At 74.0% G+C, this 26,978-nt stretch carries 23 protein-coding genes; 9 read left to right on the forward strand and 14 right to left on the reverse strand.

Going from position 1 to position 26,978, the window contains the following annotated elements:
- Positions 1-58 precede the first annotated feature (58 nt).
- The 6 genes from ACQP1S_RS28385 to ACQP1S_RS28410 all read right to left on the reverse strand — a co-directional run bounded on the left by ACQP1S_RS28385 (position 59) and on the right by ACQP1S_RS28410 (position 9,348).
- Positions 59-988, reverse strand: coding sequence for a squalene--hopene cyclase (locus ACQP1S_RS28385; protein ID WP_432900770.1), 930 nt, complete (start codon positions 986-988; stop codon positions 59-61).
- A gap of 92 nt (positions 989-1,080) precedes the next feature.
- Positions 1,081-2,262, reverse strand: a complete 1,182-nt coding sequence (moeZ, locus tag ACQP1S_RS28390; protein ID WP_091242191.1) for an adenylyltransferase/sulfurtransferase MoeZ — start codon at positions 2,260-2,262, stop codon at positions 1,081-1,083.
- Between the two features lie 110 nt (positions 2,263-2,372).
- Positions 2,373-3,332, reverse strand: a complete 960-nt coding sequence (locus tag ACQP1S_RS28395; RefSeq protein WP_432900772.1) for a DUF3152 domain-containing protein — start codon at positions 3,330-3,332, stop codon at positions 2,373-2,375.
- Positions 3,333-3,430: 98 nt separating this feature from the next.
- Complete coding sequence (locus ACQP1S_RS28400; RefSeq protein ID WP_432900774.1) at positions 3,431-4,456, reverse strand: DUF3152 domain-containing protein; 1,026 nt, start codon at positions 4,454-4,456, stop codon at positions 3,431-3,433.
- 5 nt (positions 4,457-4,461) lie between these two features.
- Positions 4,462-5,565: an alpha/beta fold hydrolase gene (locus tag ACQP1S_RS28405; protein WP_432900776.1), complete on the reverse strand. Its 1,104-nt coding sequence runs from the start codon at positions 5,563-5,565 to the stop codon at positions 4,462-4,464.
- A 45-nt stretch (positions 5,566-5,610) separates the two neighbouring features.
- A complete protein-coding gene (locus ACQP1S_RS28410) occupies positions 5,611-9,348 on the reverse strand; it encodes a hypothetical protein (RefSeq protein ID WP_432900778.1) in 3,738 nt (1,245 codons plus the stop codon).
- A gap of 148 nt (positions 9,349-9,496) precedes the next feature.
- Here ACQP1S_RS28410 and ACQP1S_RS28415 point away from each other — a divergent pair, with 148 nt between their 5' ends.
- From ACQP1S_RS28415 to ACQP1S_RS28430, 4 genes are all read left to right on the forward strand, one after another.
- A complete protein-coding gene (locus tag ACQP1S_RS28415) occupies positions 9,497-10,135 on the forward strand; it encodes a TetR/AcrR family transcriptional regulator (protein ID WP_091242199.1) in 639 nt (212 codons plus the stop codon).
- A 65-nt stretch (positions 10,136-10,200) separates the two neighbouring features.
- A complete protein-coding gene (locus tag ACQP1S_RS28420; protein ID WP_091242202.1) occupies positions 10,201-10,428 on the forward strand; it encodes a DUF3107 domain-containing protein in 228 nt (75 codons plus the stop codon).
- A gap of 380 nt (positions 10,429-10,808) precedes the next feature.
- Positions 10,809-12,551 carry a DEAD/DEAH box helicase gene (locus ACQP1S_RS28425; protein WP_432900780.1) on the forward strand — a complete coding sequence of 581 codons (1,743 nt, stop codon included), beginning with the start codon at positions 10,809-10,811 and terminating at the stop codon, positions 12,549-12,551.
- Between the two features lie 461 nt (positions 12,552-13,012).
- Entirely contained in the window at positions 13,013-14,287 is a 1,275-nt protein-coding gene (locus tag ACQP1S_RS28430) for a class I SAM-dependent methyltransferase (protein ID WP_432900782.1), read from the forward strand.
- Between the two features lie 7 nt (positions 14,288-14,294).
- Here ACQP1S_RS28430 and ACQP1S_RS28435 read toward each other — a convergent pair whose 3' ends face one another.
- Complete coding sequence (locus ACQP1S_RS28435) at positions 14,295-14,720, reverse strand: hypothetical protein (RefSeq protein WP_432900784.1); 426 nt, start codon at positions 14,718-14,720, stop codon at positions 14,295-14,297.
- A gap of 238 nt (positions 14,721-14,958) precedes the next feature.
- On the opposite strand from ACQP1S_RS28435, the gene ACQP1S_RS28440 reads away from it, so the two are divergent.
- A complete protein-coding gene (locus tag ACQP1S_RS28440; RefSeq protein ID WP_432900786.1) occupies positions 14,959-15,375 on the forward strand; it encodes a helix-turn-helix domain-containing protein in 417 nt (138 codons plus the stop codon).
- A 221-nt stretch (positions 15,376-15,596) separates the two neighbouring features.
- Here the strand turns inward: ACQP1S_RS28440 and ACQP1S_RS28445 are convergent, their stop codons facing one another.
- The 4 genes from ACQP1S_RS28445 to ACQP1S_RS28460 all read right to left on the reverse strand — a co-directional run bounded on the left by ACQP1S_RS28445 (position 15,597) and on the right by ACQP1S_RS28460 (position 20,167).
- A complete protein-coding gene (locus ACQP1S_RS28445; RefSeq protein WP_432900788.1) occupies positions 15,597-16,739 on the reverse strand; it encodes a hypothetical protein in 1,143 nt (380 codons plus the stop codon).
- A gap of 272 nt (positions 16,740-17,011) precedes the next feature.
- Positions 17,012-19,273, reverse strand: coding sequence for a DEAD/DEAH box helicase (locus tag ACQP1S_RS28450; RefSeq protein ID WP_432908396.1), 2,262 nt, complete (start codon positions 19,271-19,273; stop codon positions 17,012-17,014).
- 95 nt (positions 19,274-19,368) lie between these two features.
- Positions 19,369-19,689 carry a hypothetical protein gene (locus ACQP1S_RS28455; RefSeq protein ID WP_432900790.1) on the reverse strand — a complete coding sequence of 107 codons (321 nt, stop codon included), beginning with the start codon at positions 19,687-19,689 and terminating at the stop codon, positions 19,369-19,371.
- Positions 19,690-19,774: 85 nt separating this feature from the next.
- Positions 19,775-20,167, reverse strand: a complete 393-nt coding sequence (locus ACQP1S_RS28460) for a DivIVA domain-containing protein (protein ID WP_432900792.1) — start codon at positions 20,165-20,167, stop codon at positions 19,775-19,777.
- A gap of 297 nt (positions 20,168-20,464) precedes the next feature.
- Here ACQP1S_RS28460 and ACQP1S_RS28465 point away from each other — a divergent pair, with 297 nt between their 5' ends.
- Positions 20,465-20,695, forward strand: coding sequence for a GntR family transcriptional regulator (locus tag ACQP1S_RS28465; RefSeq protein WP_363665858.1), 231 nt, complete (start codon positions 20,465-20,467; stop codon positions 20,693-20,695).
- Between the two features lie 81 nt (positions 20,696-20,776).
- Complete coding sequence (locus ACQP1S_RS28470; RefSeq protein ID WP_091242227.1) at positions 20,777-21,178, forward strand: hypothetical protein; 402 nt, start codon at positions 20,777-20,779, stop codon at positions 21,176-21,178.
- Between the two features lie 116 nt (positions 21,179-21,294).
- On the opposite strand, the gene coaD is transcribed toward ACQP1S_RS28470, so the two are convergent.
- Both coaD and ACQP1S_RS28480 read right to left on the reverse strand, forming a co-directional pair.
- Positions 21,295-21,765, reverse strand: coding sequence for a pantetheine-phosphate adenylyltransferase (gene coaD, locus ACQP1S_RS28475; protein ID WP_432900794.1), 471 nt, complete (start codon positions 21,763-21,765; stop codon positions 21,295-21,297).
- Between the two features lie 228 nt (positions 21,766-21,993).
- Positions 21,994-23,136: a glycerophosphodiester phosphodiesterase gene (locus ACQP1S_RS28480; RefSeq protein ID WP_432900796.1), complete on the reverse strand. Its 1,143-nt coding sequence runs from the start codon at positions 23,134-23,136 to the stop codon at positions 21,994-21,996.
- A 183-nt stretch (positions 23,137-23,319) separates the two neighbouring features.
- Here ACQP1S_RS28480 and ACQP1S_RS28485 point away from each other — a divergent pair, with 183 nt between their 5' ends.
- Both ACQP1S_RS28485 and ACQP1S_RS28490 read left to right on the forward strand, forming a co-directional pair.
- Positions 23,320-24,654 (forward strand): TrkH family potassium uptake protein, encoded by a 1,335-nt coding sequence (locus ACQP1S_RS28485; protein WP_432900798.1) that lies wholly within the window; start codon positions 23,320-23,322, stop codon positions 24,652-24,654.
- The gene (locus tag ACQP1S_RS28490; protein WP_432900800.1) at positions 24,644-25,312 is read left to right on the forward strand and encodes a potassium channel family protein; all 669 of its coding nucleotides are present in this window, start codon (positions 24,644-24,646) and stop codon (positions 25,310-25,312) included. Before ACQP1S_RS28485 ends, ACQP1S_RS28490 begins: the two co-directional genes overlap by 11 nt.
- Here the strand turns inward: ACQP1S_RS28490 and ACQP1S_RS28495 are convergent, their stop codons facing one another.
- On the reverse strand, positions 25,313-26,965 hold the full coding sequence (locus ACQP1S_RS28495; protein WP_432900802.1) for a protein kinase domain-containing protein: 1,653 nt from the start codon (positions 26,963-26,965) through the stop codon (positions 25,313-25,315).
- Positions 26,966-26,978: the final 13 nt, after the last annotated feature.

The raw sequence follows: 26,978 nt of genomic DNA on the forward strand, positions 1-26,978 counted from the left end.
ACCGGGCACGGTCACGCCCGGGGCCGGTGGCCCGCAGCCGGGCGCTGCGGACCCGGGGTCACCAGGTGCCGGGCTCGTCGTCGGTCGGCGGGACCACGCGGGCCCGGCGCACGACCGGTGAGCCGGGCGGGGCGATCGGTGAGCCGGACGGGGCGACCGGCCCGACCGGGCGGCAGGCGCGGATCGCGGTGAGCGTGGTGTGCACGTCGAACTGGTGGCCGTCGTCGCTGCTCCAGCCGCCGTCGCTGCGCTGGGTCTCGGCGAGCCGCCTGCGGGCCGACACCAGCACCCACTGCTCCTCGCCCACCTCCACCCGACGCAACGTGGCGGCCAGCGCGGCCACGTCGGCCGGGGACAGCTGCGGCATCCGTTCGGCCAGCACCGCCTGGATCCGGGCCGACTCGTAGTAGAGCTGCTGGCGGTGCAGCACCGCCGCGCTCAGCCAACCGGCGGCGAGGAAGGACGGCCAGCTGCCGTCCGGGGCGAGTTGCCCGGCCAGGGCCTGCGCCGCCGCCTGCACCACCCCGGCGTACGCCCCGCCGACCCGCTGGTCCAGCGGGCCTGCGGCGCGGGCGTCCCGGCCGGCCACGCTGAGCCAGAACGCGGCGTTGGCGGAGAGGTAGAGCCGGGCCTCCGGGTCGCCCGGGGTGGCCCACTCGGGGGCGCTGCCGGCCAGCCTCGGGTCCTCGTCCCAGCCGCCGTCGGGCAGTTGCCGGGCGGCCAGCCAGTCCAGGGAGCGCCGGGCGGCCGGACGACCGAGCGCGCCGAGATCGTCCAGCTCGGCCAGGCGGAAACAGGTGGCGTCGATGGACGGCACGTCGCCGCCGAGAAGCGCCGGCCAGCCGCCGTCGACGGTCTGCCCGACCTCGGCCGCGTCGAGCAGGTCGGGGGGTACGGGCGCACCGGTGCGCAGCCGGGACAGCCGGGCACGATCCACCGCGTCGCCATGCGCCACGACGAAACCGATCGCCGCATCCAAGTCCACCACGGCGCAGACGCTACCGGCGCGGACGCGATCCCGCCTCGGGGAATCGGTCGGGGCCGGGGGCGGTTCGTCGCCGCCCCGGCCCCGACCACCGGTCAGTACGCGGGCAGCGAGGGATCGATCTGCTTGATCCAGGAGAGCACCCCGCCCTGGACGTGCACCGCGTCACGGAACCCGGCCGCCTTCAGCGCGGCGAGCGCCTCGGCCGAGCGGATCCCGGACTTGCAGTGCAGCACGACCTGCCGGTCCTGCGGGAGCTTCGCCAGCGCCTCGCCGGAGATGATCTCGCCCTTGGGGATCAGGGTGGAGCCGGGAATCCGGACGATCTCGTACTCGGCGGGCTCCCGGACGTCGACCAGGAAGATGTCCTTGCCGGCGTCCTGCCACTCCTTCAGCTCGGTGGCGGTGATGGTCGAGTCGACGATCGCCTCCTGGGCCTCCTCGGAGACCGCGCCGCAGAAGTCCTCGTAGTCCTCCAGCAGGTCGGTGACCGTGGGGTTCTCCCCGCAGAGCACGCAGTTCGGGTCCTTGCGGATCTTGATCCGGCGGTATTCCATCTCCAGCGCGTCATAGACCATCAGCCGGCCGACCAGCGGCTCACCGATCCCGGCGAGCAGCTTGATCGCCTCGTTGACCTGGATCGAGCCGATCGACGCGCAGAGCACACCGAGCACGCCGCCCTCGGCGCAGGACGGCACCATGCCGGGCGGCGGGGGCTCCGGGTAGAGGCAGCGGTAGCAGGGACCGTGCTCGGCCCAGAAGACCGACGCCTGACCGTCGAACCGGTAGATCGACCCCCAGACGTACGGCTTGCCGAGCAGCACCGCCGCGTCGTTGACCATGTAGCGGGTGGCGAAGTTGTCGGTGCCGTCGACGATCAGGTCGTACTGGGCGAAGATCTCCCGGACGTTCTCCCGGTCCAGGGCGGTGTTGTGGATCTCCACCTGGACCAGCGGGTTGATCTCGCGGATCGACGCGGCGGCAGACTCGGCCTTGGACCGGCCGATGTCGGAGACGCCGTGGATGATCTGGCGCTGGAGGTTGGACTCGTCGACGGTGTCGAAGTCGATGATGCCGAGCGTCCCGACCCCGGCGGCGGCCAGGTACATCAGGGCCGGCGAGCCGAGGCCGCCGGCACCGACGCAGAGCACCCGGGCGTTCTTCAGCCGCCGCTGCCCCTGCACCCCGACATCCGGAATGATCAGGTGACGGGAGTAACGGCGGATCTCGTCAACGGTCAGCTCGGCGGCGGGTTCGACGAGCGGGGGCAACGACACGGTGGACTCCCCGGTGATCGGCTGGTGGCGAACCGAGCCATTGTCGCTCGGACGACCACCGCCCGGCCATGAGCAGTGACACCCCGTCCGACATACGGGAGGGGAATAACTCAGCTGCCGGGGATCAGCTCGCCGGAGTAGCGGGAGCCGTCGACGTACGGCCAGGCGTTGGCCACGCAGCCGTCCAGCCCGTACGTCTGCTGCTGCATCACCGGGGCCGGCTCGCCGGGGCCGGGGCAGGCCTGGTGCTCCTCGCCGAGTTCGTGTCCCACCTCGTGGTTCACCACGTACGTCCGGTAGACCGACAGCGGGGCACCGTAGTCCGGCACGGCGTCCATCCAGCGGGCCAGGTTGATGATCACCCGTCCGGGTAGCCGGCAGGAGGTGTAGCCCTCGGTGTCCAGCCCACCCTCGGCGCACATCCGCTCGGAGGTGGCCGGGGTGGCCAGATAGATCGTGAAGTCGGCGGCGGCGACCTCCGGGACCCGCCGGAACCGCAGTTCGCCGGAGCCGATCCAACTGTGGGGGTCGCCCAGGGTGTCGTCCACGGCGGCGGCGAACGCGTCCACGTCCTGGCCGGTGCCCTGCTCCACCTCGATCCGGTAGCGGTACAGCGGGCCGTCGGAGCCGTACACCTCGGAGCGGCCGTCGGCGGCGGTGAAGCGGCCGGGTCCGCTGCGCGGGTAGCCGGTGGTGGTCGGGTCGCCGTCCGGTCGCCCGCCGCCCGGCCCGTCGGTGGGCCGTCCGCCGCCGGCCCCGTCGGCCAGTCGTCCGGCGACCGGCGCCGGGGTGCCCGCCGGGTCGTCCGGGTAGAGCCCGACGAACCCGCCCGCGCCGAGCAGGGCCAGGCCGAGCAGCGCGGCCCGGCGGCGACGGCGCAACCGGCGGCTGCGGTACGGCTCGCGTGCCGACCCGCCGTGCCCCGCTGCGGCGTGGCGCGATCCGCCGTACCGGTGCCCGGCGTGCGGGTCGGTGTGCCGCAGCATGGCGTGCGGGTCGGTGGCGCGCGGGTCGGGCCGGCCGGCGGCCGGCGGCTCCGGGTGCGCGGCGGAGTCGGTCGGGGTGCTCACCCGTTCAGCATGGCAGACTAATCGGTCATATCTGCGTTATTGCCACATATTACGAGAGCATGTTTCACATCCCCCGGAACGCCCCCACCGCCGACGGGTCAGAGCGCCGGGCCGGTGTACCGACGCCCGTCCAGGTAGGGCCACGGGTTCGCCGTGCAGCCGCGCAGGAACAACGACTGCTGCTGCATCACCGGTGCCGGTCGACCCGCCCCCGGGCACCCCTCGTGGCGGTGCCCCAACTGGTGCCCCACCTCGTGGTTCACCACATACGTCCGGTAGAGCGCCAGCGGCACCCCGGCCCGGACGAAGTGCGGCACCGACATCCGCCACCGGTCCAGGTTGATAATCACCCGCCCCGGCGCGCGGCACGACGTGTACGGCACCCCACCGACCCGGATGTCGACGCCCCCGGCCCGGCACAGCCGACCCGCCGTGCTCCGGGTCGCCAACTGGACCGTGAAGTCGTACGGCGCGTCTCCCGGCACCCGCCGCAGCCGCAACTGCCCACCGTCCACCCAACTGCCCGGCCCGGTCAGCGCCGCCTGCACCTGGTCGGAGAAGTCCCGGACGTCCTCGCCGGAGCCGTTCTCCACGGCCACCCGGTACCGGCGCAGCACACCGGACCGGCCGAGCGTCGCCCCGGCCCGGTCGTCGTACCCGAAGGTGCCCCGGCCGGCCGCCGGGACCGGCCCGGACAACGCCAACGGCGGCACGGTCGTGGTCGGGACCACCCCGCCGGGCTGCTCCGCCGACGGCATCGTGAACGGCGGCACGGGCCCGGCAGCAGTCGACGGACCGAGCAGCCCGGAGACGTCGGCGACCCCGGCCCGCCCGAGTTCGACGACCGGGCCCGTGGCCTCGGCGGCTCCCGACGCGTAGCCGGTGGAGAACGCGGCACCGGGCGGCCCGACGGAGGTCGCCACCGGGTGGGTGACCGGCCGACCGGCACCCGGCCGGGCCCCCGTGGTGACCGCCAGCCCGCCGGAGACCACCACCAACAGCAGCACGGTCGCCAGCACCGCCGGACGCGACCGGCCGGTGACGACGGACGGGCGGCGCAGGGCCGTCCGGGGGCGGCGGATGCCACGGGACCATCGCGGACCGTGGCGCAGGAGCGCAGACATCCGGGTCAGGATGCCACCCCGGGCCGCCACGCCGCGTCACCATCGCACTCCGGCGCGTCGCCCCCGCCGGCCGGTGGCACGACGCTACCTGCGGTGGGCGGTCCGTCGACACCGGTCGTGGGCGGTCCGTCGACACCGGTGGCCGGTGGCGCGGGCGGTGGGGTCTCCGCCGCCTCGGCGAGCAGGTGCAGCACGGCGCGGGCCACCGTACGCGGCACCTCCAGCTGCGCCACGTGCCCGACGCCGGCCAGCATCATCAGCCGGCTGTCCGGGATGATCCGGGCGGTCTGCGGCGCCACCCGGACGTCCACCAGCCGGTCCTTCATGCCGCCCACCACCAGGGTGGGCGCCTCGATCGCGGCGGCGATCCGCCACAGCGACCCCGGCCCCGGCAGGTACGACCGCAGGAAGCTCGCGACCAGCCCCCGGAACGTCCGGACGTACGCGGCGGCGTAGTGGGTCGCCTCGTAGCGGACCCGGATCTCCTCCAGCGCCTCCTGCCGACGCTGCTCGCTGATCCGGCTCAGGTCGGCCACGCACGCCTCCATCGCCTGCCGGGCCATCACCTCCGGGGCGAGTTGGGCGAGCCGCCAGGCGGCCAGCCGCTCCCCGCGCGGGATGGCCAGCAGCGGCAGCATCCGCCCCTGCAACGAGCGACCGAAATTGAGGAACGGCAGGGCCGGCGAGATCAGCGTCAGGGTCCGCACCAGGTCCGGCCGGCGACCGGCGACGTGCACCGCGACCGCCCCGCCCAGCGAGTTGCCGAACAGGTGCACCGGGCCCCGGCCGGAGTGCTCGATCCAGCGCACCACCCGGTCGGCGAAGGACGGGATGGTGTACCTCAGCCCCGGCTCGCTGCGCCCGAAGCCGGGCAGGTCGATCGCCTGCCCGTCGAGGCGGTCGGCGAGCAGGCCGGCGAGGTCCGTCCAGTTCTGCGACGAACCGCCCAGCCCGTGCACGTACAGCGCCGGTTCCGCGTCCGGCCCGGTGGCCGGGGTGTCCCGGACGTAGGTGACCGTGCCGTCGAGGCGTACCGGCCGGCCGGGCCAGGGTGGGGGCAGCCGGTGCGGGGGCAGGTGCTCCTCGGGCCAGAGGGCGGCGCGCTTCATACCGGCAGTGTTACCGCCCCACCCCCTCGCCGACAACGTGCCAGGTCAGGCGAGCAGTGCTTCGAGGCGACGGTTGACCGCCGCCAGGGTCGCCCGGACCACCGCCTGACGCGGGTCACCGGCGACCAGCGCCGAACCCGCCAACTGCTCCACCCAGCCGTCGCAGACCAGCAGCACCACCACGGTCGCCACCTCGCAGTTGCCGAACGGCACCACGGCGGCGTGCTCGACGAAGCAGCGTCCCCGCTCGGCGGTGCGCTCGGCGTGGCGCAGCAACTCGTCCACGGCCGCCGCGGCGGCCACCGCGCACAGCCGCAGCACGTAGCCGTCCACGGCCGGCCCGGTGGCGTGCCCGGCCGCCGGCTCACCGGCGGTGAGCAGGCGTACCTCGACGTTGGCGTCCAGGCCGAAGGTGCTCACCTGGACGTGGTCGATCACCACCCGGGGCCCCGGCACGCCGCCGGTGTCCAACGGTCGCGAAGGCGCGGTCTCCGTCGTGGTCATCTGCCCGCCGGAGTACGACGCGTTGAGGGTGGCCGGGCTGCCGGTGGGTGGCAGCAGCGCCCCCGGGGTGGCCTCCTCCACGCTGGCCCGACCCCGGTGGGTGGGCTGCCGACGTCGCCGGGGCACCCCGGACACGGTCGGTGACTGCTCGGCGGGCTGCTCCTCGCCGTCCCAGACCGCCCCGTCGGCACGGACCCCGGTGGCCGGTCGCTCCGGGCCGGGCCGGGCGGGCGGCTCCCCCACCGACCCGGCGGGATCACCGGTCGGGCGCTCCTCGACCGGCGGCGGCGGAGCAACGGGCGGCACCACGGCGGACGGCGGGGCCACCGGCGACACGGCGGCGGGCGGCTCGACGGCGCGGGCCCGGCCGGTCGGGGCACCGCCCCGGTTCGGGTCCCCCCGGTCGGCCTGGCTGAACTCGTCGCGGCCCCGGGGGTCACCCGGGCGCGGCTCACCGGCACCCGGGCGCGGCTCACCGGTACGCCGGCGCAGTGGCGGCGGCACCGGGGCACTCGGCTCTCCGGGCAGGTTCTGCGGTGCCGCGGCGAGGCCCATCCGCTCCTGGAGCAGGCGGGCCACCAGCCGGCTCACCTCCGCCGGGTCCGCCCCGTCGGACAGGTCGAGTCGCAGGCTGTGCGCCCCGGCCGGGGTACGACGCAGCGCCGCGTCCCGCACCCCGGCCACCTCCCGTACGGCGTCCAGGATCGCGTTGACGTCGAAGCCCTCGGGGCGTTCCCGCAGCGGGGCGGGCTCGTCGTCCCGACGCAGGTGGGTGGCGATTCGGGCGAGCTCCGGGGTCTCTGCGGGGGGCTCCACGGCTGGCGGCTCCGGCACGACGGGCACGTCCGGCTCGGCGGGGACGCGCTGCGGCAGCACCGCCATGCCCCGGTCCGGCTTCCGCTCGTCCACCACCGGCTCGGTCGTGGTCAGCGGGTCAGGGGCGGATCGGCGCGCCGCGTAGGGGGGTGCGCTCGTCGGGACGGGCGCGGGGGGAATCCGGTCCAGGCGGCGTGGCCCGCTCGTGGCGGGGGCACCGACGGCGGAGACGGGGGGCTCCGGCGGGTGGCCGGGAAGATCAGTGGGGGCGGCCGGCTCGGTCGGCACCGACCGGAGTCGGAACGGCTGATCGGCGCGACCGGGCGAGGTGGCCGGCCGGGTGGCCGGTTCGTCCCGAGGGAGTCGGAACGGCTGATCGGCGCGAGCGGCGGGCGGCAGACCGGTGCCCCGTTCCCCGCCGGGGCCGGCCGGCGGCCCGAGAGGTTCGGTACGCGACAGGGGCGGCACGCCGCGCGGCTCGTCGCGAGGGACGGGCGGCATACCGGGCGGCTCGTCCCGTGGCAGGCCGGCGAACGCGTCGTGGGCAGGAGGTGGCGGACCGGGCGGCGCGTCGCGCGGCGCGGGTGGCATGACGGGGGGCGCATCGGCGGGTGGGCCCACGGCCCAGGGGGGCCGCTCGGCCGGCCGGTCCGGCGTACGCGACCGCCCGGTCGGGGGCAGCTCACCCGCCGACCGGTCACGATCGGGCCGCTCCACCCGACCCGGCCAGTCCCGGCCGGACTGATCGGGCCGGTCCCGGTCCGACTGGTCCCGCTCGGTGCGATCGGGCCACTCCCGCTCGGTGCGGTCGGGCCACTCCCGCTGCACCGGATCGGACCAGCCCCGCTCGGGCCGCTCTGCCCGACCGCCATGGTCCGCCCAGTCCGGCCCGGACCGGTTCGTACGGTCGGCATAGTCCCGCGCGGACCGGTCGGAGAAGTCCCGTCCGGACTGGTCGGAGAAGTCCCGTCCGGACCGGTCGGGGCGGTCCGAGGAGTCCCGCTCGGGCAGGTCGGCGCGCTCGGGCCAGTCCCGCTCGGGCTGTTCACGGTCGCGACCGGTGCGGTCGGACCAGTCGGGCTCGGGGTGGTCGGTGCCGGGGCGACCCGGGGCGGACCGGTCGACGACCGGTGCGACGGTCGGCTGATCCCGACCGGGCCGGGCCACCACCGGCGGCGTGGGCTCCGGCAGCGCCGGTGGGGTGACCGGCTCGGAGCGGGTCAGCTCGTACGGGCGGGGCACCTCCGACCGCACCGGCTCGTACGGGCGGGCGGGCTCGGCACGCACCGGCTGGTACGGGCGGGCGGGCTCGGCACGCACCGGCTCGTAGGGGCGGGCGGGCTCGGCCGACCACTCCGCCGCCCGTTCGGTGCGGGTCGGGCGGCCGACGGCCGGCTCCTCGTCCCGCGACCAGGAGGGCGCCCAGGTGCCGCCCCAGCTCGGCCGGTTCCAGCTCGGGCCGGACCAGTCCGGCTCGTCCGGTCCGACGCCCGATCGACGCCCGGCGGAGGACTGCTCCCCGCCGTGCTGTTCGGCACCGTGCTGCTCAGCACCACGAGGATCGGCACCACGGGACTCGGCACCACGGGACTCGGAGCCACGGGGATCGGAGCCACGGGGATCGGCGGCACGGGGATCGGCGGCACGGGGATCGGAGCCACGGGGATCGGAGCCACGGGACTCGGCATCGGCACCACGAGGATCGGCGCCGGCGGTCGGCTCCGGGGGGGCGAAGCGGTCGACGGCCGGCTCCGCGGGGGCGAAGCGGTCGGCCCCGCGCGGCCCGCCCTCGGTGGGGAAGCGGCTGCTCCAGTCGCGGGGGCCGTCGGTCGGGGGCGACCCGGCCTCGCCCCGCTCGGGGGCGTGGAAACCGGGGGGCACCTCGAACCCGGAGGCAGCGGTGCCCACCGGGGGGACCTGCACGGCCGGCGGGGCCGAGGTGGGAAGGCCGCTGCCGGGCCAGGGGCCGCGCCGGGGTGCGGCGGGATCGTCCGAGGAGTGCCGGGCGGCCTCCGGATCGTGCGGCGGCTCGGAGGGGGACGCCGGCCGCTGGGCCGGCACGACCAGTCGGTCACCGCCGGTGAACCCAGGGTCGTCGGCGGGGTGACCGGGCCCGCCGGGCGGGGCGCTCACCGGACGACGCAGGGGGGCCGGGAAATCCGGTGCCGAGTCGTGACCATTGCGGTGGGCCCGACCGTTGCGGTGGGCGTCCTCGCCGGCCGGTGGAGTGGGGAACGGCGCAGGCAGGTCACCGTGTCGGGACGGCTGACCACCCCAGCCGGCGGTGGGGTCGGGCCGGTGCCACGGTGATGCCGACTCCCGGTATCCCGGGGCGTCGGTTCCGCCGGACCACCCGGTCGCAGGTGCCCACCCACTGACGGAACGGGCCAGGTCGTCCTGCTGACCCGTACCGTCGTCATGCTCTCCCGGGGTGGCGGCACCGGGTTGCCCTGATTCACTCACCGCGCGCTCCTTGGTCGCCCCCGCTGAGGCTACCGTGTGGTGACAGTGGCGATAAGTTACAGCGGCGGGCCAATTCCGGGGCCGGGGTGAGTGCCCTGACCGGTACGGGGTGAAAGTGCCGGCTGGATGACGAAACTCGGAGGTTCCCATGACCGCTGTGGGGAACGGTGCCCAGACTGCCGGCCGGCCCACCCGGCTGCCCCGCTCAGCACGCCGTAAGCAGCTACTCGCGGCGGCTCAGGAGGTGTTCGTGGCCCAGGGGTACCACGCCGCCGCGATGGACGACATCGCCGAGCGGGCGGGGGTTTCCAAGCCGGTGCTGTACCAGCACTTCCCGGGAAAGATGGATCTCTACCTGGCGCTGCTCGACACGCACTGTGACGCCATCGTCGCCAAAGTGCACGACGCGATGCGCGGCACCAACGACAACAAGGAGCGGGTCGGCGCGTCGGTGCGCGCCTACTTCGACTTCGTCGACCACGAGAGCGAGGCGTTCCGGCTCGTCTTCGAGTCGGACCTGCGCAACGATCCGGCGGTCCGGCAGCGGGTGGAGCGGGTGGAGCAGGGCTGTATCGCGGCGATCACCGACACCATCATCTCGGACACCGGCGTCAGCCGGGCGCATGCCGAGCTGCTCGCCTCCGGCCTGGTCGGCGCGGCCGAGACCGCCGCCCAGTTCTGGCTGGCCGGTGGCCGGCAGGTGCCGAAGGCCGAGGCCGAGGCGCTGGTCGCGGCGTTGTCCTGGCGGGGCATCGCGAGCTTCCCGCTCCAGGGTGAGTCGGCCTGAACATCCCGCCCCGAGATCGGATAGCCTTCGAATCGGCGGCTATCTCGCCCACCTGAGGAGGCACAGTGGAGGTCAAGATCGGCGTGCAGTACGCGCCGCGCGAGCTGGTTCTGGAGAGCGCGCAGTCGCCGGCCGAGATCGAGCAGATCGTGACCGACGCCTTCGCCAAGGTCGAGGGGACGCTGTCCCTGACCGACGAGAAGGGTCGACGGGTCATCGTGCCGGTCGGCAAGGTCGCCTACGTCGAGATCGCCGAGGCGTCCCCCCGCTCCGTCGGGTTCACCGTTCGCTGAACCGGTCCGGCCCCTGCGGCGGGTGATCCCGCCGCAGGCCGGACCCGGCGGGTAGCGGATCACCGACCGTGTCGATGCCGGTCACCGTCCCGGGTCCGCGCGCCGGCCAGCGCCACCACCGGTGACTTAACAGTGACTCAGGTCACAATTTCCACCCCCGGCGAAAAGCTGGCCGTCCAGGTCAGGGGTGTGTGCCTACCTGCTCGGGTAGGATGAGGTAGTTGCCGTGGGCGCCGATCTGATCGAAGTCCTGCCCACGGCGCGCGTGCGGCCCGGTCCGGCGCGGCGATTCTCCGCCGCCGATCGCGTGGCCCGCGTCATACCGAACGCGCCCTGAGGACAAAACGGGGCGCACCACGAGAGGGCACCCCCAGATCCAGATGAGCGAACAGATTCTCGACCAACTGGAGGGCCAGGAACTGGTCCCCACCGCCCCGGTCCGCCCGGAGGCCCCCACGTTCGCCGCGCTCGGCGCGCGGCCCGAGACCGTCGAGGCCCTGGCCGCGGCGGGCATCACCCGCGCCTTCGCGATCCAGGAGTACGCGATCCCGATCGCGCTGCGCGGCACCGACATGATCGGCCAGGCGCCGACGGGCACCGGTAAGACCCTCGGCTTCGGCGTGCCGCTGCTGGATCGGGTCCTGGCGCCGGGCGAGGGCAGCGACGGCGTGCCCCAGGCGCTGGTCGTCGTACCCACCCGTGAACTGGGCATCCAGGTCGCCAAGGACCTCGCCGCCGCCGGGCGGACCCGGGGCGTGCGGGTGCTGCCGATCTACGGCGGCGTGGCGTACGAGCCGCAGATCGACGCACTGCGCAAGGGCGTGGAGATCCTGGTCGGCACCCCCGGCCGGCTGATGGACCTGCAGAAGCAGAAGCACCTGCGGCTGGACCGGGTCCGCGCGCTCGTGCTCGACGAGGCCGACCGGATGCTCGACCTGGGCTTCCTCGACGACGTCGAGAAGATCCTGGCGATGCTGCCGGAGGACCGGCAGACCATGCTCTTCTCGGCCACCATGCCGGACCCGATCGTCACCCTCTCCCGGCGGTTCCTGCGCCGGCCGGTGACGATCCACGCCGGGCACACCGCCGAGACCGGCCCGTCGCCGCAGACCCAGCAGCTGGCGTACCGCACCCACTCGATGAACAAGATCGAGATCGTGGCGCGGATCCTCCAGGCCGAGGGGCGCGGGCTCACCATGATCTTCACCCGTACCAAGCGGGCCGCCGACCGGGTCGCCGAGGATCTCGACTTCCGCGGCTTCGCGGTGGCCGCGGTACACGGCGACCTCGGCCAGGGCGCGCGGGAGCGGGCGCTGCGCGCGTTCCGGGCCGGCAAGATCGACACTCTGGTCGCCACCGACGTGGCCGCCCGGGGCATCGACGTCAGCGGCGTCACCCACGTCATCAACTACGACTGCCCCGAAGACCAGGACACCTACACCCACCGGATCGGTCGTACCGGTCGGGCCGGGGCTACCGGTGTCGCGGTCACCTTCGTCGACTGGGACGACATGCCCCGGTGGCGGATCATCGACAAGACGCTCGGCCTGGACATGCCGGAGCCGCCGGAGACCTACCACACCTCCCCGCACCTCTACACCGACCTGGACATCTCGTCCGAGATGACCGGGACCCTGCCGACCGCCGAGCGGACCCGGGCCGGGCTCTCCGCCGAGGTCGAAGAGGACCTGGGCGGCCGTTCCCGCCGGGGCGAGACCGGCAGCCGGGGCCCCCGACGTGGTGAGGGCCGGGGCCGTGGTGACAGCGGCGGTCGCGGTGACAGCGGTGGCCGGGGCACGACGAGCGGTCGCGGCGAGCGGCGGCGGGGCCGCCCCGACACCGACGCGCCGGACGCCACCGAGACGCCCGTGGAGTCCGCCGAGGAAGGCACCCGTACCCCGCGCCACCGGCGTCGCCGTCGGGCCGGCGAGGTGGTCGTGGGCGAGGCGACCGCGGTGACCGGCGGGGAGTCCACCGACATCCCGGCGGGCGCGGACACCGAGCCGGCCGCCGCAGCCTCCGGACCGGCCGGCGACGGCGAGTCGACCCGGCCGCGTCGCCGTCGGCGTCGCCGTGGCGGCGGCACCGGCACGGACACGCCGGCCGAGGCCAGCGCCGACTGACTGGCACCACCGACATCCCCCGGCCCGTACGGACGGCCCGGGGGATGTCGCGTTTCCGCCCGGTGCGGGGCGTCAGCGGTGCGGACCAGCGTGCGGGCGTCAGCGGGTCGGCCGTGCAGACCAGCGTCACCACCATCCCGGCCCCGAGGCCGGGCCGAACCCAGCCCGTAGCCAGGCCGTCAGCCTCCGTTCGGTCCCGGAGACGAGCAGACCCAGGTCATCCCCGGACTCCGGTTGGTGCGGGGGCACCATGATCAGATTGCGATTTCGCGTACTCGCATCGGCGTGTCGTCTACAAAACTGCAATCTGATCTTGAGACCACTCCGAGTCTGCGCGGGTGAGGAGCAGAGCGACTCCGGGTTTGCCGCGAGATGCCGCCGGTGCGGGGCGCCGGTGCGGGGCGGGACATCCCGGGTCGGCCCGAGTGCGGCACCGACCGGGCGGAAAGGATGATGGACCGATGCCGGAATCGTTGGACGCCGCCCTGACCGAGGTCCGGGCGTTGCTGCTCGACCCCGCCCTGACCCGTGCCGTCGCCGCCGGCCGACGCCGTGGGCAGCGCCCCTCCCTGGTCCGCGCCGAGCTACGCCCGGTGGCCCTCAAGAGCGGCCCCCGGTTGCAGATCTCCACGTCCGACGGCGTCCGGCCGTACACCCGGAACGTGTCGCCGGGCGCGGAGGCCGACGCGGCGGTCGACGCGCTGCTCGCCGAGCCGTTCGGCAACTGGCACGTGGAGACCACCGGGGCGACCCTCCAGCTGCGGGTGACCAAGTCCGGCGAGGCCCAGGTGCACCGGGCCGCCGCCAGCCGCCCGGTGACCGGGCCGGAGGGGCACGACCGGGTGAAGGAGTACCTGCTCGATCCGGGTGACCCGATCTTCGCGGCGATCGGCGGCAACGCCGCCAAGCGGCGGCAGGTCGACGCCTTCCTCCGTGCGCTGGCCGCCACCCTCCCCGACGATCTCACCGGACGACTGCGGGTGGTCGACCTGGGCTGCGGCAACGCCTACCTGACCTTCGCCGCCTACCGGTACCTGACCGGTCGCGGGCTGGACGTGGAACTGGTCGGGGTGGACGTCCGGGAGGATCAGCGGCAGCGCAACACCGAACTGGCGACCCGCCTCGGCTGGGCCGACCGGGTCTCCTTCGTGGCCGGCACCATCGCCGACGCGGTGGTGGAGCCCGCCCCCGACCTGGTGCTCGCACTGCACGCCTGCGACACCGCCACCGACGAGGCGCTGGCCCGGGCGGTGCGCTGGGACGCCCGGTGGATCCTCGCCGCGCCGTGCTGCCACCACGACCTGGCGGCACAGCTGCGTACCCGGCCGACGCCGGCCCCGTACGAGCTGCTGACCCGGCAGGGCATCCTGCGGGAGCGCTTCGCCGACGTGCTCACCGACGCGCTGCGGGCCGGACTGCTGCGGGCGCACGGCTACCGGGCCGAGGTGGTCGAGTTCGTCGACTCCCGGCACACCCCCCGTAACCTGCTGATCCGCGCCCGCCGTACCGGCGCGGGGGTCGCTACCGGGGCCAACAGCACCGGCGCGGGGGCCGCTACCGGGGTCAACAGCCCTGGCGTGGGGGCCGCCGCCGGGGCCGACCGCACCGCCAGTGACGGCGGCACCGGCGGCGAGCAGCAGCGGGCCGAATACCAGCAACTGGTCGACCAGTGGCAGGTCACCCCGCGCCTGTCGACCCTGCTGGACGACCGGCCCACGCCGCCCGACGGGGTGTGAACCGGGCTCAGCGCCGCCGCCTGCCGGGTCGCTCCCCCGTCCCCCGGTCGAAGACCGACAAGACCCGCTCGCGCGCCCCACGCTCGTCCTCGCCGGGCGAGGTGGGGAACGGCACCACCGTGCCGGACGTCTCGGCGTTGCCGGCGGCGGCGAAGGCGTTCCAGGAGATGTCGACCAGGAGCCGCTTGAGTTCGGCGTGCCGGACGGCGGCGCTGCGTTGCAGGGCCAGCCGCACGCCGAGCACCACCCCCACCAGCGTGGTGGTGACGGCACCGGCGGCGGCCAGGACGTGCGCCCCGGTCGCCCCGTCACCGGTCAACACCAGCACCAGCAGCCAGCTCCAGAAGCCCAGGGCGAAGACCCCCGCCTTGGCGACGAAGAAGAGGCTGACCGCACCCGGACGATGCGGCACCGGACGGTCGGGCTCGGCCATGCGGCTCCTCCTCGGTGGTACGGAACGAATCGTGAACCGCAGATTTTCATGAGTCGGTGACAACTGCCGCCGCTCGCGCCCGCCGGCCACCGGGGCCACCACCTGCTCCGCAACTCTCCGACGGCCTAGTCGTCGGAACGGACGGACGGTCGGGCAATTGTCACGACGTCCCGTGGTACTACCCTCGAAGGGCGCACCGGACACCCGACTCCCACCGGAAGGGGACGATCTCACCGGCATGGGTTCGACAGAGGTTTCACCACAGATGGCGTTCGCGCGTTTCGTGCGACGGGCCATCGACGACGCCCGTGACGAGCGGGGTTGGACGGTGAGCGACCTCGCTGCCCACACCGGGGTCGGTCGGTCCACCGTCTTCCGTTGGCTCGCCGGCGACTGGCAGGACTATCCCGAACTGGCCAAGGTGCGCGGTTTCTGCGCCGCCCTCGACCTGCCGGTCGCGGCGGCCTTCCGGGCCCTCGGCCTGCCCGACTCGGGGCCCACCCCCCGCCGCCGCGCCGACGACGGCCCGGTGGAGGCGGACGTCCGGGTGATCCTCGACCGGCTGGCCGATCCGACGGTGCCGGCCGAGGAGAAGCACCACATCCGCGACCTGCTCCGCTACCTGGCCCGCCGCCCGGTCCGCCGGGCCAGCTGACCCCCTGCGGCTGACCCCCTCCGGTTGACCCCCTCCAGTTGGGCCCCTGCGGCTGAGCCCCGGCGGCTGCCCCTCTCCGGCTGAGCTTTTTCAGCTGGCCCCCTTCGGCTGGCCCCCTTCGTCGGGCCGGGTGAGCCGCTCCGGCTGAGCCGCTTCGCCGGGCCGGGTGAGCACGCGGGATCGGCAGCGCCGCGCTGGGCCGGGCGTGCCGGTGGACGGGGTCAGCGGACCGTGAGCGTGAACTCGGCGGTCCGCACCACGCCCGCCACCTGGAAGTCCAGGTACATCCGGTAACTGCCGGGGCCGGGCGCGGTCAGCCAGAACGTCACCGTGTCGGTGGCCGGCCCGGGTCCCGGGTGCACGTGCAGGTAGCCCAGGTCGCCCTCGCGCAGGGCCACCAGATGCCCGTACGCGCCGAGGTAGCGCTCCAGGGTCGCCGGCTGTCCCGCCCCGTCCCGGACCCGGAACCGCAGCGGTACGGCGGCACCCACCTGCGCCGTGCCCTCGTAGTCGACGGTGAACCCGGCCACGGTCGCGCGGGTGGCCGGGGCCGGCAGCGGGCGGGGCGTGTAGTCCCCCGGAGCGACCAGGTCCACGCCCAGCGTGGCCGGGGTCTGCTGGCCGTCGTCGGCGAGCGCGGTGAAGTCCGTGTACGCCCGCCAGACGCCCGGCTGCGGCAGGGTCAGCGGGATCGACCAGGTGCCGTCGGCGGCCATCGTCGGGTGCAGGTGCTGGAAGCCGCTGAGGTCACGGCGGACCACGACCAGGTGCATCGGCTTGTCGTGCACGATCGCGAACCGGGTGACCGGCCGTCGCTGGGCGTCCCGGATCTGGAACCGCAGTTCACCCGCCCGCCCGGCGACGAACTCCCCGCCCGACGGGGTGAGCGTGTAGCCGCCGGAGGTGACCGACAGGCCGGTGGCCGCGTCGCCGCCGGAAAGCCCGGCGGTGCCGTCGTGCTGGTGCGCCCCGGTGCCCGGAGCATGGGTGTGGTCACCGGCGGCGGTGCCGGCGGTCGCCGCCGTGCGGTCGGTGGTCCTCCCGTTGGCCCGGCCGAGCCCGAAGCCGAGCAGGACGGCGAGCACCAGGCCACCCACCACCAGCGCCAACCGCAGCGTGGCCCGGTCCGGTCCGACCGCCGACGCCCCGTCCCCGGCCGAGGTCCCGCCTGCGGACAGCACCCATCCGCCGGGCTCCACGGCGCTCCCGTCGACGCCCGGTCCTTCCCGGTTCACCGGCTCCGGGGTGCTCCCGCCGAGGCCCCGTCCATCCCGGTCCACCGGCTCCGGGGTGCCCTGGTCGGTGGCCGGTCCGCCGCTACCTGCCGGGCCGGCGGGCCGGGTGACGGATCGCTGGTCGGCCATCCGCCCACCGTACCGTCGACCCCGTCGGCACCGGGGCGACGGCCGGACACCGTGGCGACGGTCGCACTACGGTCGGCCGGGGAACTAATTCCCGTCGGCCCGCCACCCACCGGTCGGCCCACGACTCGGATCGGCCCACCGCTGTCGGCCGGGTCAGCCGGATGTCGGTCACCTGCGGTGGACCGCCTGCCGCCGCGATCGACCCGAGCCGGGTCGGCCGGTTGTCCACCGCCTGCCGTGGCCGCTCGCCGCCACGATCGACCCGGGCCGGATCAGCCGGCGACGGCGAGGGCCAGGGGGAGGACGTCGGGGGCACCGGCCCGGCGCAGCAGGCGGGTTGCCATCGTCATCGTCCAGCCGGAGTCGACCAGGTCGTCGACGAGCAACACCGGGCCGTCCAGCCCGGCCAGCGCCCCGGCCACCTCGTCGGGGACGGTGAAGGCGTCGTGCAGGGTGCGTACCCGCTGGGCGCTGTTGCCGCGCGGCCCGCCGACGCCGGCCGGGCCGGTGGGGGTGACCAGGCCGAGCAGCGGGAGCCGACCGACCGTGGCGATCCGCTCGGCGAGCGAGGCGACCAGGGTCGGATGGCTGCGGGAACCGACGGCGACCACGCCGGCCGGGCGGCGCGGCCACGGGTCGTCGCCGTGGGCCCACGCCTTCAGCACCTCCACCACGGCCGCCGCCACGTCGTCGGGGACCGGGCCGTCGGCCGTGTCCGGGCCGACCAGGGCGCGCAGCCGGCCACCCCAACCCAGGTCGGACAGCCGCCCCACCGCCCGACCGGGCAGTGCCTGCTCCGTCGGCGGAATCCGCCCCTTCAGCGGTACGCCGACCGCGTCGAGGCCGGTCGGCCAGAGCTTCTTGGGGGCGATCTGCACCCCGGGGCGGCCGAGGAAGGTCTGCGCGGCGGTCAACGCGGGGTCGGAGACGTCGGCGGTGAACAGTGGCGCGGCACAGCGGTCACACCGGCCGCAGTCGTCCGCCCCGCTGTCGTCCAGGCAGTCCCGCAGGTAACGCATCCGGCAGCCGGGCGTGCTGGCGTACTCGCGCATTGCCTGCTGCTCGGCGGTGCGGGCCTGGGCGACGCGACGCAGCCGGGCCTCGTCATAGGTCCAGGGCTCGCCGGTGGCGAGCCAGCCGCCACGGACCCGGCGGACCGCGCCGTCGACGTCGAGCACCTTGAGCATCAGTTCGAGGCGGGTCCGGCGCAGGTCGACGATGGGTTCCAGGGCCTGGGTGGAGAGCGGCCGGTCGGTGTGCAGGGCGGCCAGCACGGTGCGCACCTGGTCCTCGGGCGGGAAGGCGAGCGAGGCGAAGTAGCGCCAGATGGCGGCGTCCTCGACACCGGGCAGCAGCAGCACCTCGGCGTGTTCGACGGCGCGACCGGCGCGGCCGACCTGCTGGTAGTAGGCGATCGGCGAGGGCGGCGCACCGAGGTGCACCACGAAACCGAGATCGGGCTTGTCGAACCCCATCCCGAGCGCGCTGGTCGCCACCAGCGCCTTGATCTTGTTGTCGAGCAGGTCCTGTTCGGCAGCGCGACGGTCGGCGTCCTCGGCCTGGCCGGTGTAGGAGGCCACCGACCAGCCGCGCCCGCGCAGGAAGTCGGCGGTCTCGGTGGCTGCCGCGACGGTGAGCGTGTAGATGATCCCGGAGCCGGGCAGCGCGTCCAGGTGGTCGGCGAGCCAGGCCAGCCGGTGCGCCGGGCTGGGCAGGTCGAGCACGCCCAGCCGCAGCGACTCCCGGTCCAGGGTGCCCCGCAGCACCAGCACGTCGGCCCGTCGCCCACCGGCGTCGGCGGGCGACGCGGCAGGATCGGCGGGCGAGGCGACGCGGTCGGCGCGAGTTCCGGCGGGCGACGCGGCGCGGTCGGCGGAGGATGTGGCGCGGTCGGCAGGGGGTGGGGTGGGTTCGGTGCCGAGTTGCTCGGCGACGTCCCGGGTCACCCGCTCGTTGGCGGTGGCGGTGGTGGCGAGCACCGGGGTCCGCTCGGGCAGGTTACCCAGGAAGGTACGCAGCCGGCGGTAGTCGGGGCGGAAGTCGTGCCCCCAGTCGGAGACGCAGTGCGCCTCGTCCACCACCAGCAGACCGGTGGTGGCGGCCAGCCTCGGCAGGACGGTGTCCCGGAAGTCGGGGTTGTTGAGCCGCTCGGGGCTGATCAGCAGCACGTCGACCGCCCCCGCGTGGATCTCGGCGGTGATCTCGTCCCACTCGTCGAGGTTGGCCGAGTTGATGGTGCGGGCCCGGATGCCGGCGCGGGCCGCCGCCTCCACCTGGTTGCGCATCAGCGCCAGCAGCGGCGAGACGATGACCGTCGGGCCGTGCTCGCCGCGCTCGCGCAGTAGTGCGGTGGCCACGAAGTAGACCGCCGACTTGCCCCACCCGGTGCGCTGCACGCAGAGCACCCGCCGCTGGTCCACCACCAGCGCCTCGATGGCCCGCCACTGGTCCTCACGCAGCCGGGCGTGCGCGCCGGCCAGCCGCCGCAGCACCCCCTCGGCCCGCTCCCGCACCGCCACCCGATCCTGCTCCACCCGCTCCCGCACCTCCACCCGCCATTCCTACCACCCCGGCCGGACACCCCGACCTCTCACGCAGTTGATCAAGAGGTTTACGTCATGATCCGCGCTCAGGGTGACGCAAACTTCTTGATCACCGGGGCGGGCGGGCGGTCACCCCGGGGTGCCGGGTGGGAGGGGCGGTGGGTTTCGGGCGCGCAGTCGTCGTGGTGGTCGGCTGGGCGTGTGCAGCGCCGGCCGGGTGGCAGTGGTCGGTCGCAGTAGACCCAGTGGCGTACGGACTGGGCGTCTTCGCGGGACACGGTGGTGCCGCCCCGGTCGACGTCGGACAGGAAGCCGAGTGCCCGGGTGATCGCCCGGGCAAGTCCCTGGGCGGCGACCAGATCGTCGGCGGCCACCGGCAGGTGGACGACGAACCGTTCCCGGGTCACCACTGCACGCCCGGCTGACCGACAGTGCAGCCTGTCCGGCTCACCACCGCACGCCCGTGCTGCTCGACAGCGAAGCCTGTCCGGGTCACCACCGCACGTCCGACGTGAAGTGGGTCCGCCAGGAGCGCAACGCGCGCTTGATCCGTTGGTTCTCCTCCCTGGTCAGGGCCAGGTCGCGCCGGGCCGCCGCCAGGTCGGCGGCCACCCGGTGCAGGAAGGCGTGCACCTCCACCGGGTCTAGCCCCCGCTTGACCAGGCCGAACTGTCGTTCCTCGACCTGTCGGGCGGTCAGCGGCCGACACGCCTGCGAGCGGTACCAACCACCGTTCGGCGGGCGCTCCGACCAGCGTCGTCCCGCCCGGCGACGGTGCGGACGAGGTTCCAGGCGATGACACCGGGGGCGGGTAAGGCCGCGCCACGGGCGGTGGAGGGGAAGGCCGCGCCACGGGCGGCGGAGCAGGGACAACAGGGTGCGCATGGGTCACCTTCCGGGTCGCGTTCCATTCGGTGCAGTGGAAGGTGACCCGGCCCGCCGATAGGGGACGCGGACCGGGTCACCGGCCTCGGGACCGCAGCCTTGTTCGGCGGTACGGCCCCGGAGCCAACCCTGGGTGTCCGCCCCCGAGGTTTGCCGAACCAACCGGAACCGGACATCCACAACATACCCAAAATGTTTGTGTAGGTCGACCCTTTGTTGTGGCGACACGACAGCTTGTTGCAGTAACTGGTGTAGGCCGGGCATGATCGGAGATGCCGAACCAACCGGAGTCTCACCATGCCCACAGCTGAAGCCCCATACCGTCAGATCGCCAACGACCTCACCGCGAAGATCAAGAGCGGTGAACTCAAGCCGGGCGACAAACTGCCCTCCACCCGCGAGCTTGCCGAGGCGTACCAGGTACACATGAACACCGCCTCGCGGGCGCTCTCGCTGCTGCACGACCGCGAGCTGATCACCGGGCAGCCCGGTCGTGGCACCTACGTCGCCCAGCCCTCGACGCAGTAACCCCGCCCGGTCGGTCGGGGCTTCTCGGGCTGCCCCGGCTGGTCGGGATCGACGTGGGGGCCGGTCCGTTAGGGTGGGCCGATGCGGCGACTCTCCGAGGAGACGGTCCTGGCCGTCGGCAGGCTGACGTTGGCCGCGACCGAGCTGGAATACCTGCTCGCCGGCATCGGTGCAGGTCAGGCCGACGACGGTGACCTCGCCGCCATCTTCACCGCTCCCGGCGAGCCGTTGCAGGTGGCGCGACGCCGCGCCCAACTGGCCTCCCCGGACCACCGTGCCGAGTTCGTCGGGCTGGTCGAGGCTGCCGCGACGTACCTCGTGCAGAGCCGGACGGCCGTACGCGCGCTGTGGTTCGACGGTAACCGTGTCGACGCGGCGACCTTCGACGAGATCGCCGGCCTGGTCCTGCGCTGCCGGGACCGGCTCCAGGCGTTGCACGACGACCTGACCCACCGCGCATCCGCGCCACCCCGCACCCGTTGACCGCCCGAGCGGGCCTCCACCGGCTCAGTCGGTGGATTGTGGAGAGTTGTTGCGGCCCAGGCCCAGGCGACAACAACTCTCCACAATCTGACAACCTGGACCACCCGACGTCCGTGCTACCCCGATCGAGGTAGTCGCTCCCCCAGCGTGCGCACGGCGGTCGACGACATCGCCGCCAGTTCGGGCTGGGCGGGCAGGAAGACGGTGGGGACGCCCAGCGACTGGTTCATCGCGGCGAGCCGGCATTCGACCTGCAGGTCGGTGGTGTTCCGCACACCCCGGACGATCACTCCCGCCCCGTGGCGAAGGCAGTACTCGGCGGTCAACCCGCGCCAGGCGGCGACGGCGACGGAGGTCCATGCCGCCGGCAGGCTCGCCCGGACGGCGGCGGCCCGCTGCTCTTCGTCGACACCCGGATTCTTGCTGCTGTTGACCGCGACGAGCACGACCACCTCGTCGAAGAGGGTGCGTGCCCGGTTCACCACGTCCAGATGCCCCGGGGTGAAGGGGTTGAAGCTGCCGGGGTAGACGGCACGCACGCATACCCGACCGGGAGTTCCTGCCGGGGGCGACCCGTCGATGCCCATGCCCCGACTGTAGGTTCCGGCCGTCACCACGTGCCAGCGAGACCATGTGTACGCGGCCGAACGACTCCTGGCCGGTCCGGGATCGTGCCTGGGCGAAGTCGGCGTCTTGATCCACTCCTGTGGGCCGATGTAGCGGTGTCCCGGGCGACGGGACACCGCTACATCGGCGACATTGAGTTGATCAAGCGCCCCACCAGACCCGACCGGGGACGGACGGTCAGCGGGTGGTCAGCGGGTGGACAGGCCGGCGCGGGCGGCGACGGCGGTGTCGGGCTGGTCGGCGAAGACGCCGTCCAGGCCGAGGCCGAGGAAGAGTTCGTACTCGGCGGTGATGTCGCCCCGGGCGTTCGGGTCGGTGCCGATCCGGAAGTCGACCGGGAGGAACTGGTTCTCGGCACGGAACGTCCAGGCGTGCACCACCAGCTTGTGCCGGTGCGCGTCGCGGATCACCGTGGTCGGGGCGAGCAGCTTGCCGGTGGCGTCCCGGGGGACGATCAGGTTCTTGTTCAGGCCGACCCCGTCGGCGTACTGGGCGATCCCGCGCAGGCCGGCGGCGGTGGCCAGGTCACGGTAGGTGCGCGGGTCACCGGCGGCGGTGAGGTCGTACGGCTGGCCGGTGGCGTCGAGGAGCTGGACCAGCGGCACGTCGATCATCCGGTCGAGCTTGCGCAGGTTGCCGGTCTCGAAGGACTGGATGAAGACCGGGTCGTTGCGGTGGGTCAGCTTGTTGCGGCGCAGCACCGCGACCAGCGGCTCCTCCAGCGGCAGCCCGATCGAGGCGAAGTAGCTGGGGTGCTTGGTCTCCGGGTAGACGCCGATGGTGCGGCCCCGCGCCTTGGACTCGGCGCGGGCCAGGTCCAGCACCTCCTGGAAGGTGGGCACCTCGAACCGGCCGTCGAACGCGGTGTTCGCCACCCGCACCTGGGGCAGCCGCTCCTTGGCCCGCAGGGTCTTCAGCTCGGCCAGGGTGAAGTCCTCGGTGAACCAGCCGGTGACCGGCACCCCGTCGATGGTCTTCGTGGCCTTGCGGCCGGCGAACTCCGGGCGGGCCGCCACGTCGGTCGTACCGGAGATCTCGTTCTCGTGCCGGGCGACCAGCACCCGGTCCCGGGTGGAGACCAGGTCCGGCTCGATGTAGTCGGCCCCCAGCCGGATCGCCAGCCGGTACGCCTCCAGGGTGTGCTCCGGGCGGTAGCCGCTGGCGCCCCGGTGGCCGATCACCACGGGCCGGTGGGTGGCCCGGTCGGCGCGGTCGGCGCGGTCCGCGTCGTCCTCGCGGGCCGAGGCCGCGCCGGGCACGGCCACCGGAACGGCGACGGCCACGGCGAGCAGCGCGCCGGCCACACCGAGGGCGGAAAGGGTACGTCGCAACGCGGTCTCCTTCGTCGAGGGGCACCCCGGCCCAGGCGCGGGACGCCCGGCAGGTGCCGATGGGGCGCCCTCAGCAGACCGGTCGCGGCTGACCGCCAGTTGGTCGTCGACTGGCCGCCAGGTGAACCCTGCGGGATACGCGATTCACCGACCCGATCCCGTCGTAATCGACAGGATTGTCTGGTGCGCCGGTTCCTTCGTCACCCCGTCCGGCTGGTGCCGTTCGGTTTCCTGGTGGCGATCGCGATCGGCACCGGCCTGCTGATGCTGCCCTGGGCGACCAGCGCGCACCGCTACACCCCGCTGGTCACCGCGCTCTTCACCGCCACCTCGGCGGTCTCGGTGACCGGCATGAACGTCACCGACACCCCGAACTACTGGAACGGGTTCGGGCTGGTGATGATCACCGTGCTCACCCAGGCCGGCGGCCTCGGCATCCTCACCGGCGCGGCCCTGGTCAGCCTGGCCGTCACCCGCCAGCTCGGGCTGCGCAACCGGCTGCTGGTGCAGGCCGAGTCCACCGACTACGGCACCGGCGACATCCGCCGCCTGCTGATGCACATCGCCGGCACGGTGTTCGGCTGCGAACTGGTGATGACCATGGTGGTCACCGGGCGGCTCTGGCTGACCTACCACTATCCCCCGGGCCGGGCGCTGTGGTCCGGGGTGTTCCACTCGGTCCAGGCGTTCAACAACGGCGGTTTCAGCCTCTACTCCGAGGGTCTGATCGCCTTCGCCCGCGACCCGTGGGTGTCGCTGCCGCTGGCCCTCGGCGCGATCGTCGGCGGGCTGGGCTTCCCCGCCCTGTTCGAGGCGTTCCGGCAGTGGCGTCGACCGGTCCGCTGGTCGGTCGCCACCAAGTTGACCATCTGGGGCAGCGGGGTGCTGCTGGCCACCGGCTTCGTCGGTCTGCTCGCCGCCGAGTGGGCCAACCCGTTCACCATCGGCACCTACGACACCCCCGGCAAGGTGCTCGCCTCGTTCAGCCAGATCGCGCTCAGCCGCACCGGCGGCTTCGATGTGATCAACGTGGCGGCGTTGCGCGAGGAGAGCTATCCCCTGATCATCGCCCTGATGTTCATCGGCGGTGGCAGCGCCAGCACCGCCGGTGGCATCAAGGTCTCCACGTTCTTTCTGCTCGGATTCGTCATCTGGGCCGAGCTGCGCGGCGAACCCGACGTCATCGTGGGCCGCCGCCGGATCGCCGCGCCCAGTCAGCGCCAGGCGTTGACCGTGGCGCTGCTCAGCGTCGCGCTGGTGACCGTCGGCACGCTCGGCCTGACCGTGCTCACCACCGGCGTCCGGTTCAACGACACGCTGTTCGAGGTCACCTCCGCGTTCAGCACCACCGGGCTCACCGTCGGACTGGCCGAGCAGTTGCCCGGGTCGGGGCAGCTGCTGCTGACCGTGCTGATGTACATCGGCCGGGTCGGGCCGCTCACCCTCGGCTCGGCGATCGCGTTGAACACCCGACGTCGGCTCTACCGCTACCCGAAGGAGCAACCCGTTGTCGGCTAGGGACGAGGACAGCGGCGACATCGCCGTGATCGGGCTGGGCCGGTTCGGCTGTCACCTGGCCGGGGCGTTGGCCCGACTCGGCCACGAGGTGCTGGCCGTGGACCGCGACGCCGCGCAGGTGCAACGCTGGTCGGCGTCGCTGGACCGGGTGGTCCAGGCCGACGCCACCGAGGAACAGGCGCTGCGGCAGCTCGGCATCGGCGACTTCCGCCGGGTGGTGGTCGCCATCGGCGCCTCGGTGGAGGCCAGTGTGCTCACCGTGCTGGCGTTGACCGAGGTGGGCGTACCGCAGATCTGGGCCCGGGCGACCTCCCGGAAGCACGCCAAGATCCTGGCCTCGGTCGGCGCCCACCACGTGGTCTTTCCCGAGGCGGAGACCGGGGAGCGGGTGGCCCACCTGATCGTCAGCCGGATGCTCGACTTCATGGAGTTCGGCGACGACTTCGCCATCGCCAAGGTGCCGGTGCCCCCGCCGTTGGTCGGCCACCGCCTCGGTGAGCTGGCCCTCCAGGAGCGGTACGGGGTGATGGTGGTCGGCGCGAAACCGGCCGGGGAACCCTTCCGGTACGCCGAGCCGGGCACCGTGCTCGGGTCGGGCAGCATCCTGGTCGTCGAGGGCGGGATCGCCCAGGTGCAGCAGTTCGCCGCCCTACGCTGATCACTTCCCCGCTTTCCCCCCGGCGGCACCCGGCCCCTTGCCCGCTCCCGGGCCCTTGCCGGGCTGCTCGGCCTTCGGCTTGGGCTTCGCCGGGCCGGCCGCGCCGGAACCGCCCTTGCCCGAGGTCCTGCCGGACGACTTCGCCGGCTTCTTGGCCGCCGGCTTCTTCACCGTCGGCGGCTTCACCACCGGGGCGCTGCCGGCCACCCCGGAGACCCGCACCCCGCAGCTCGAATCGCCGACGGTGAACTCCAGCGGCAGCGGGTTGCCGCCGGTGTACCGGCCGGTCAACGAGACCTTCTCCGACGCGCCCGGGGCCAGCGCGGCCCGGCCGGCCGCCGGGGTGACCCGGACCGTGCGCCCCTCCTGGTGGACCTCGGGGGTGGCCCGGGTGACGGTCTGCTGGCCGGGGAAGGCGAAACTCATCGTCCAGTCCCGCAGCTCCCGGGGACCGGTGTTGGTCAGCGTGAGCTGGGCGGCGAAATCCTTGCCGGAGTCGCTGCGCAGCGCGTACTCGACCTCGCAGGGAATGGGCTCGGTCAACCCCATCCGGGCCTCGGTGGGCCGGTCGACGCCGCCGCTGGCCGGGCTGCGCGAGGTCACCCCCCAGATCGCCGCGGTCACCGCGACGAGGCTCGCGGCGGCCACCCCGGCCTCGATCCGACGGCGACGGGTGGCGGCGCGGCGACTGCGGGTCCGGCCCGAGAAGGGCAACGCGTCGGTGTCGGCCGACCAGGGCAGGATCGTGGTCCCGGCGTTGGCGAGCAGGGCCGGGTCGACCCGGCCGGGGGCCGGGGACACCGGCACGGCCGCGACCATCCCGGCCGCCCCGGCGAGGGTACGGGCCACCTCCGGGGTCGCCGGCCGGTCCTCGGGGCGCTTGGCCAGGCAGCGGCCGACCAGCTCGACCACCTCGTCGGGGAGCCCCCGTACCGGGGGCATCGGCTCCGGGTCGTGGTACATGTGCGCCCGCAGCATCTGGGTGGTGGTGCTGGCCTGCCAGGGCAGCCGTCCGGTGAGCATCCGGTAGAGCAGCAGCCCGACGGCGTACACGTCGGTGGCCGGGGAGACCTGGCCGTTGTCCAGGCGCTCCGGGGCGAGGTAGGCGGGGGTGCCGAGCAGGGTGCCGTCCGGCCCCTTCTCGCTCTCCCCGACCAGCGCCGAGATGCCGAAGTCGACCACCTTCACCCCGGTCGCGGTCAACATCACGTTGCCCGGGGTGACGTCCCGGTGCACCACCCCCCGGGCGTGCGCGGTGGCCAGCGCCGAGGTCACCTCGGCACCGATGGTCACCGCCTCCCGCCAGGGCAGTTGCCCGTCGCGGCCGAGCCGCGCGGTCAGTGGACCGCCGTCCACCAGCTCCATCACCACGTACGGCACGGTCAGCCCGACCTGCTCGGACTCGCCGTAGTCGTACACGTTGGTGATGTTGGGGTGGCAGAGTCGCGCGGCGGCCTGCGCCTCGATCCTGATCCGGTGCCGGAAGGCCCGGTCGGTGGCCAGCCGGGAGGCCAGCACCTTCACCGCGACCTGACGGCCGAGCACCTGGTCGTAGCCGCGCCACACCACGGACATGCCACCCGCGCCGAGCTGCTCGATCAGCCGGTACCGGTCACCGAGGAGCTGTGCGGCGTTCCGGACTCCTGCACCCATGGTCGACCGAGTT

The sequence above is a fragment of the Micromonospora matsumotoense genome (genome assembly GCF_050951065.1).
In the GTDB taxonomy this organism is placed as follows: domain Bacteria; phylum Actinomycetota; class Actinomycetes; order Mycobacteriales; family Micromonosporaceae; genus Micromonospora; species Micromonospora matsumotoensis.

Coding starts and splice junctions, on each gene's coding strand:
- ACQP1S_RS28400 (WP_432900774.1), bottom strand. CDS start 4,456: ATGTCTGCGCTCCTGCGCCACGGTCCGCGATGGTCCCGTGGCATCCGC.
- ACQP1S_RS28405 (WP_432900776.1), bottom strand. CDS start 5,565: ATGAAGCGCGCCGCCCTCTGGCCCGAGGAGCACCTGCCCCCGCACCGG.
- ACQP1S_RS28415 (WP_091242199.1), top strand. CDS start 9,497: ATGACCGCTGTGGGGAACGGTGCCCAGACTGCCGGCCGGCCCACCCGG.
- ACQP1S_RS28425 (WP_432900780.1), top strand. CDS start 10,809: ATGAGCGAACAGATTCTCGACCAACTGGAGGGCCAGGAACTGGTCCCC.
- ACQP1S_RS28430 (WP_432900782.1), top strand. CDS start 13,013: ATGCCGGAATCGTTGGACGCCGCCCTGACCGAGGTCCGGGCGTTGCTG.
- ACQP1S_RS28435 (WP_432900784.1), bottom strand. CDS start 14,720: ATGGCCGAGCCCGACCGTCCGGTGCCGCATCGTCCGGGTGCGGTCAGC.
- ACQP1S_RS28440 (WP_432900786.1), top strand. CDS start 14,959: ATGGGTTCGACAGAGGTTTCACCACAGATGGCGTTCGCGCGTTTCGTG.
- ACQP1S_RS28445 (WP_432900788.1), bottom strand. CDS start 16,739: ATGGCCGACCAGCGATCCGTCACCCGGCCCGCCGGCCCGGCAGGTAGC.
- ACQP1S_RS28460 (WP_432900792.1), bottom strand. CDS start 20,167: ATGCGCACCCTGTTGTCCCTGCTCCGCCGCCCGTGGCGCGGCCTTCCC.
- ACQP1S_RS28465 (WP_363665858.1), top strand. CDS start 20,465: ATGCCCACAGCTGAAGCCCCATACCGTCAGATCGCCAACGACCTCACC.
- ACQP1S_RS28470 (WP_091242227.1), top strand. CDS start 20,777: ATGCGGCGACTCTCCGAGGAGACGGTCCTGGCCGTCGGCAGGCTGACG.
- coaD (WP_432900794.1), bottom strand. CDS start 21,765: ATGGGCATCGACGGGTCGCCCCCGGCAGGAACTCCCGGTCGGGTATGC.
- ACQP1S_RS28495 (WP_432900802.1), bottom strand. CDS start 26,965: ATGGGTGCAGGAGTCCGGAACGCCGCACAGCTCCTCGGTGACCGGTAC.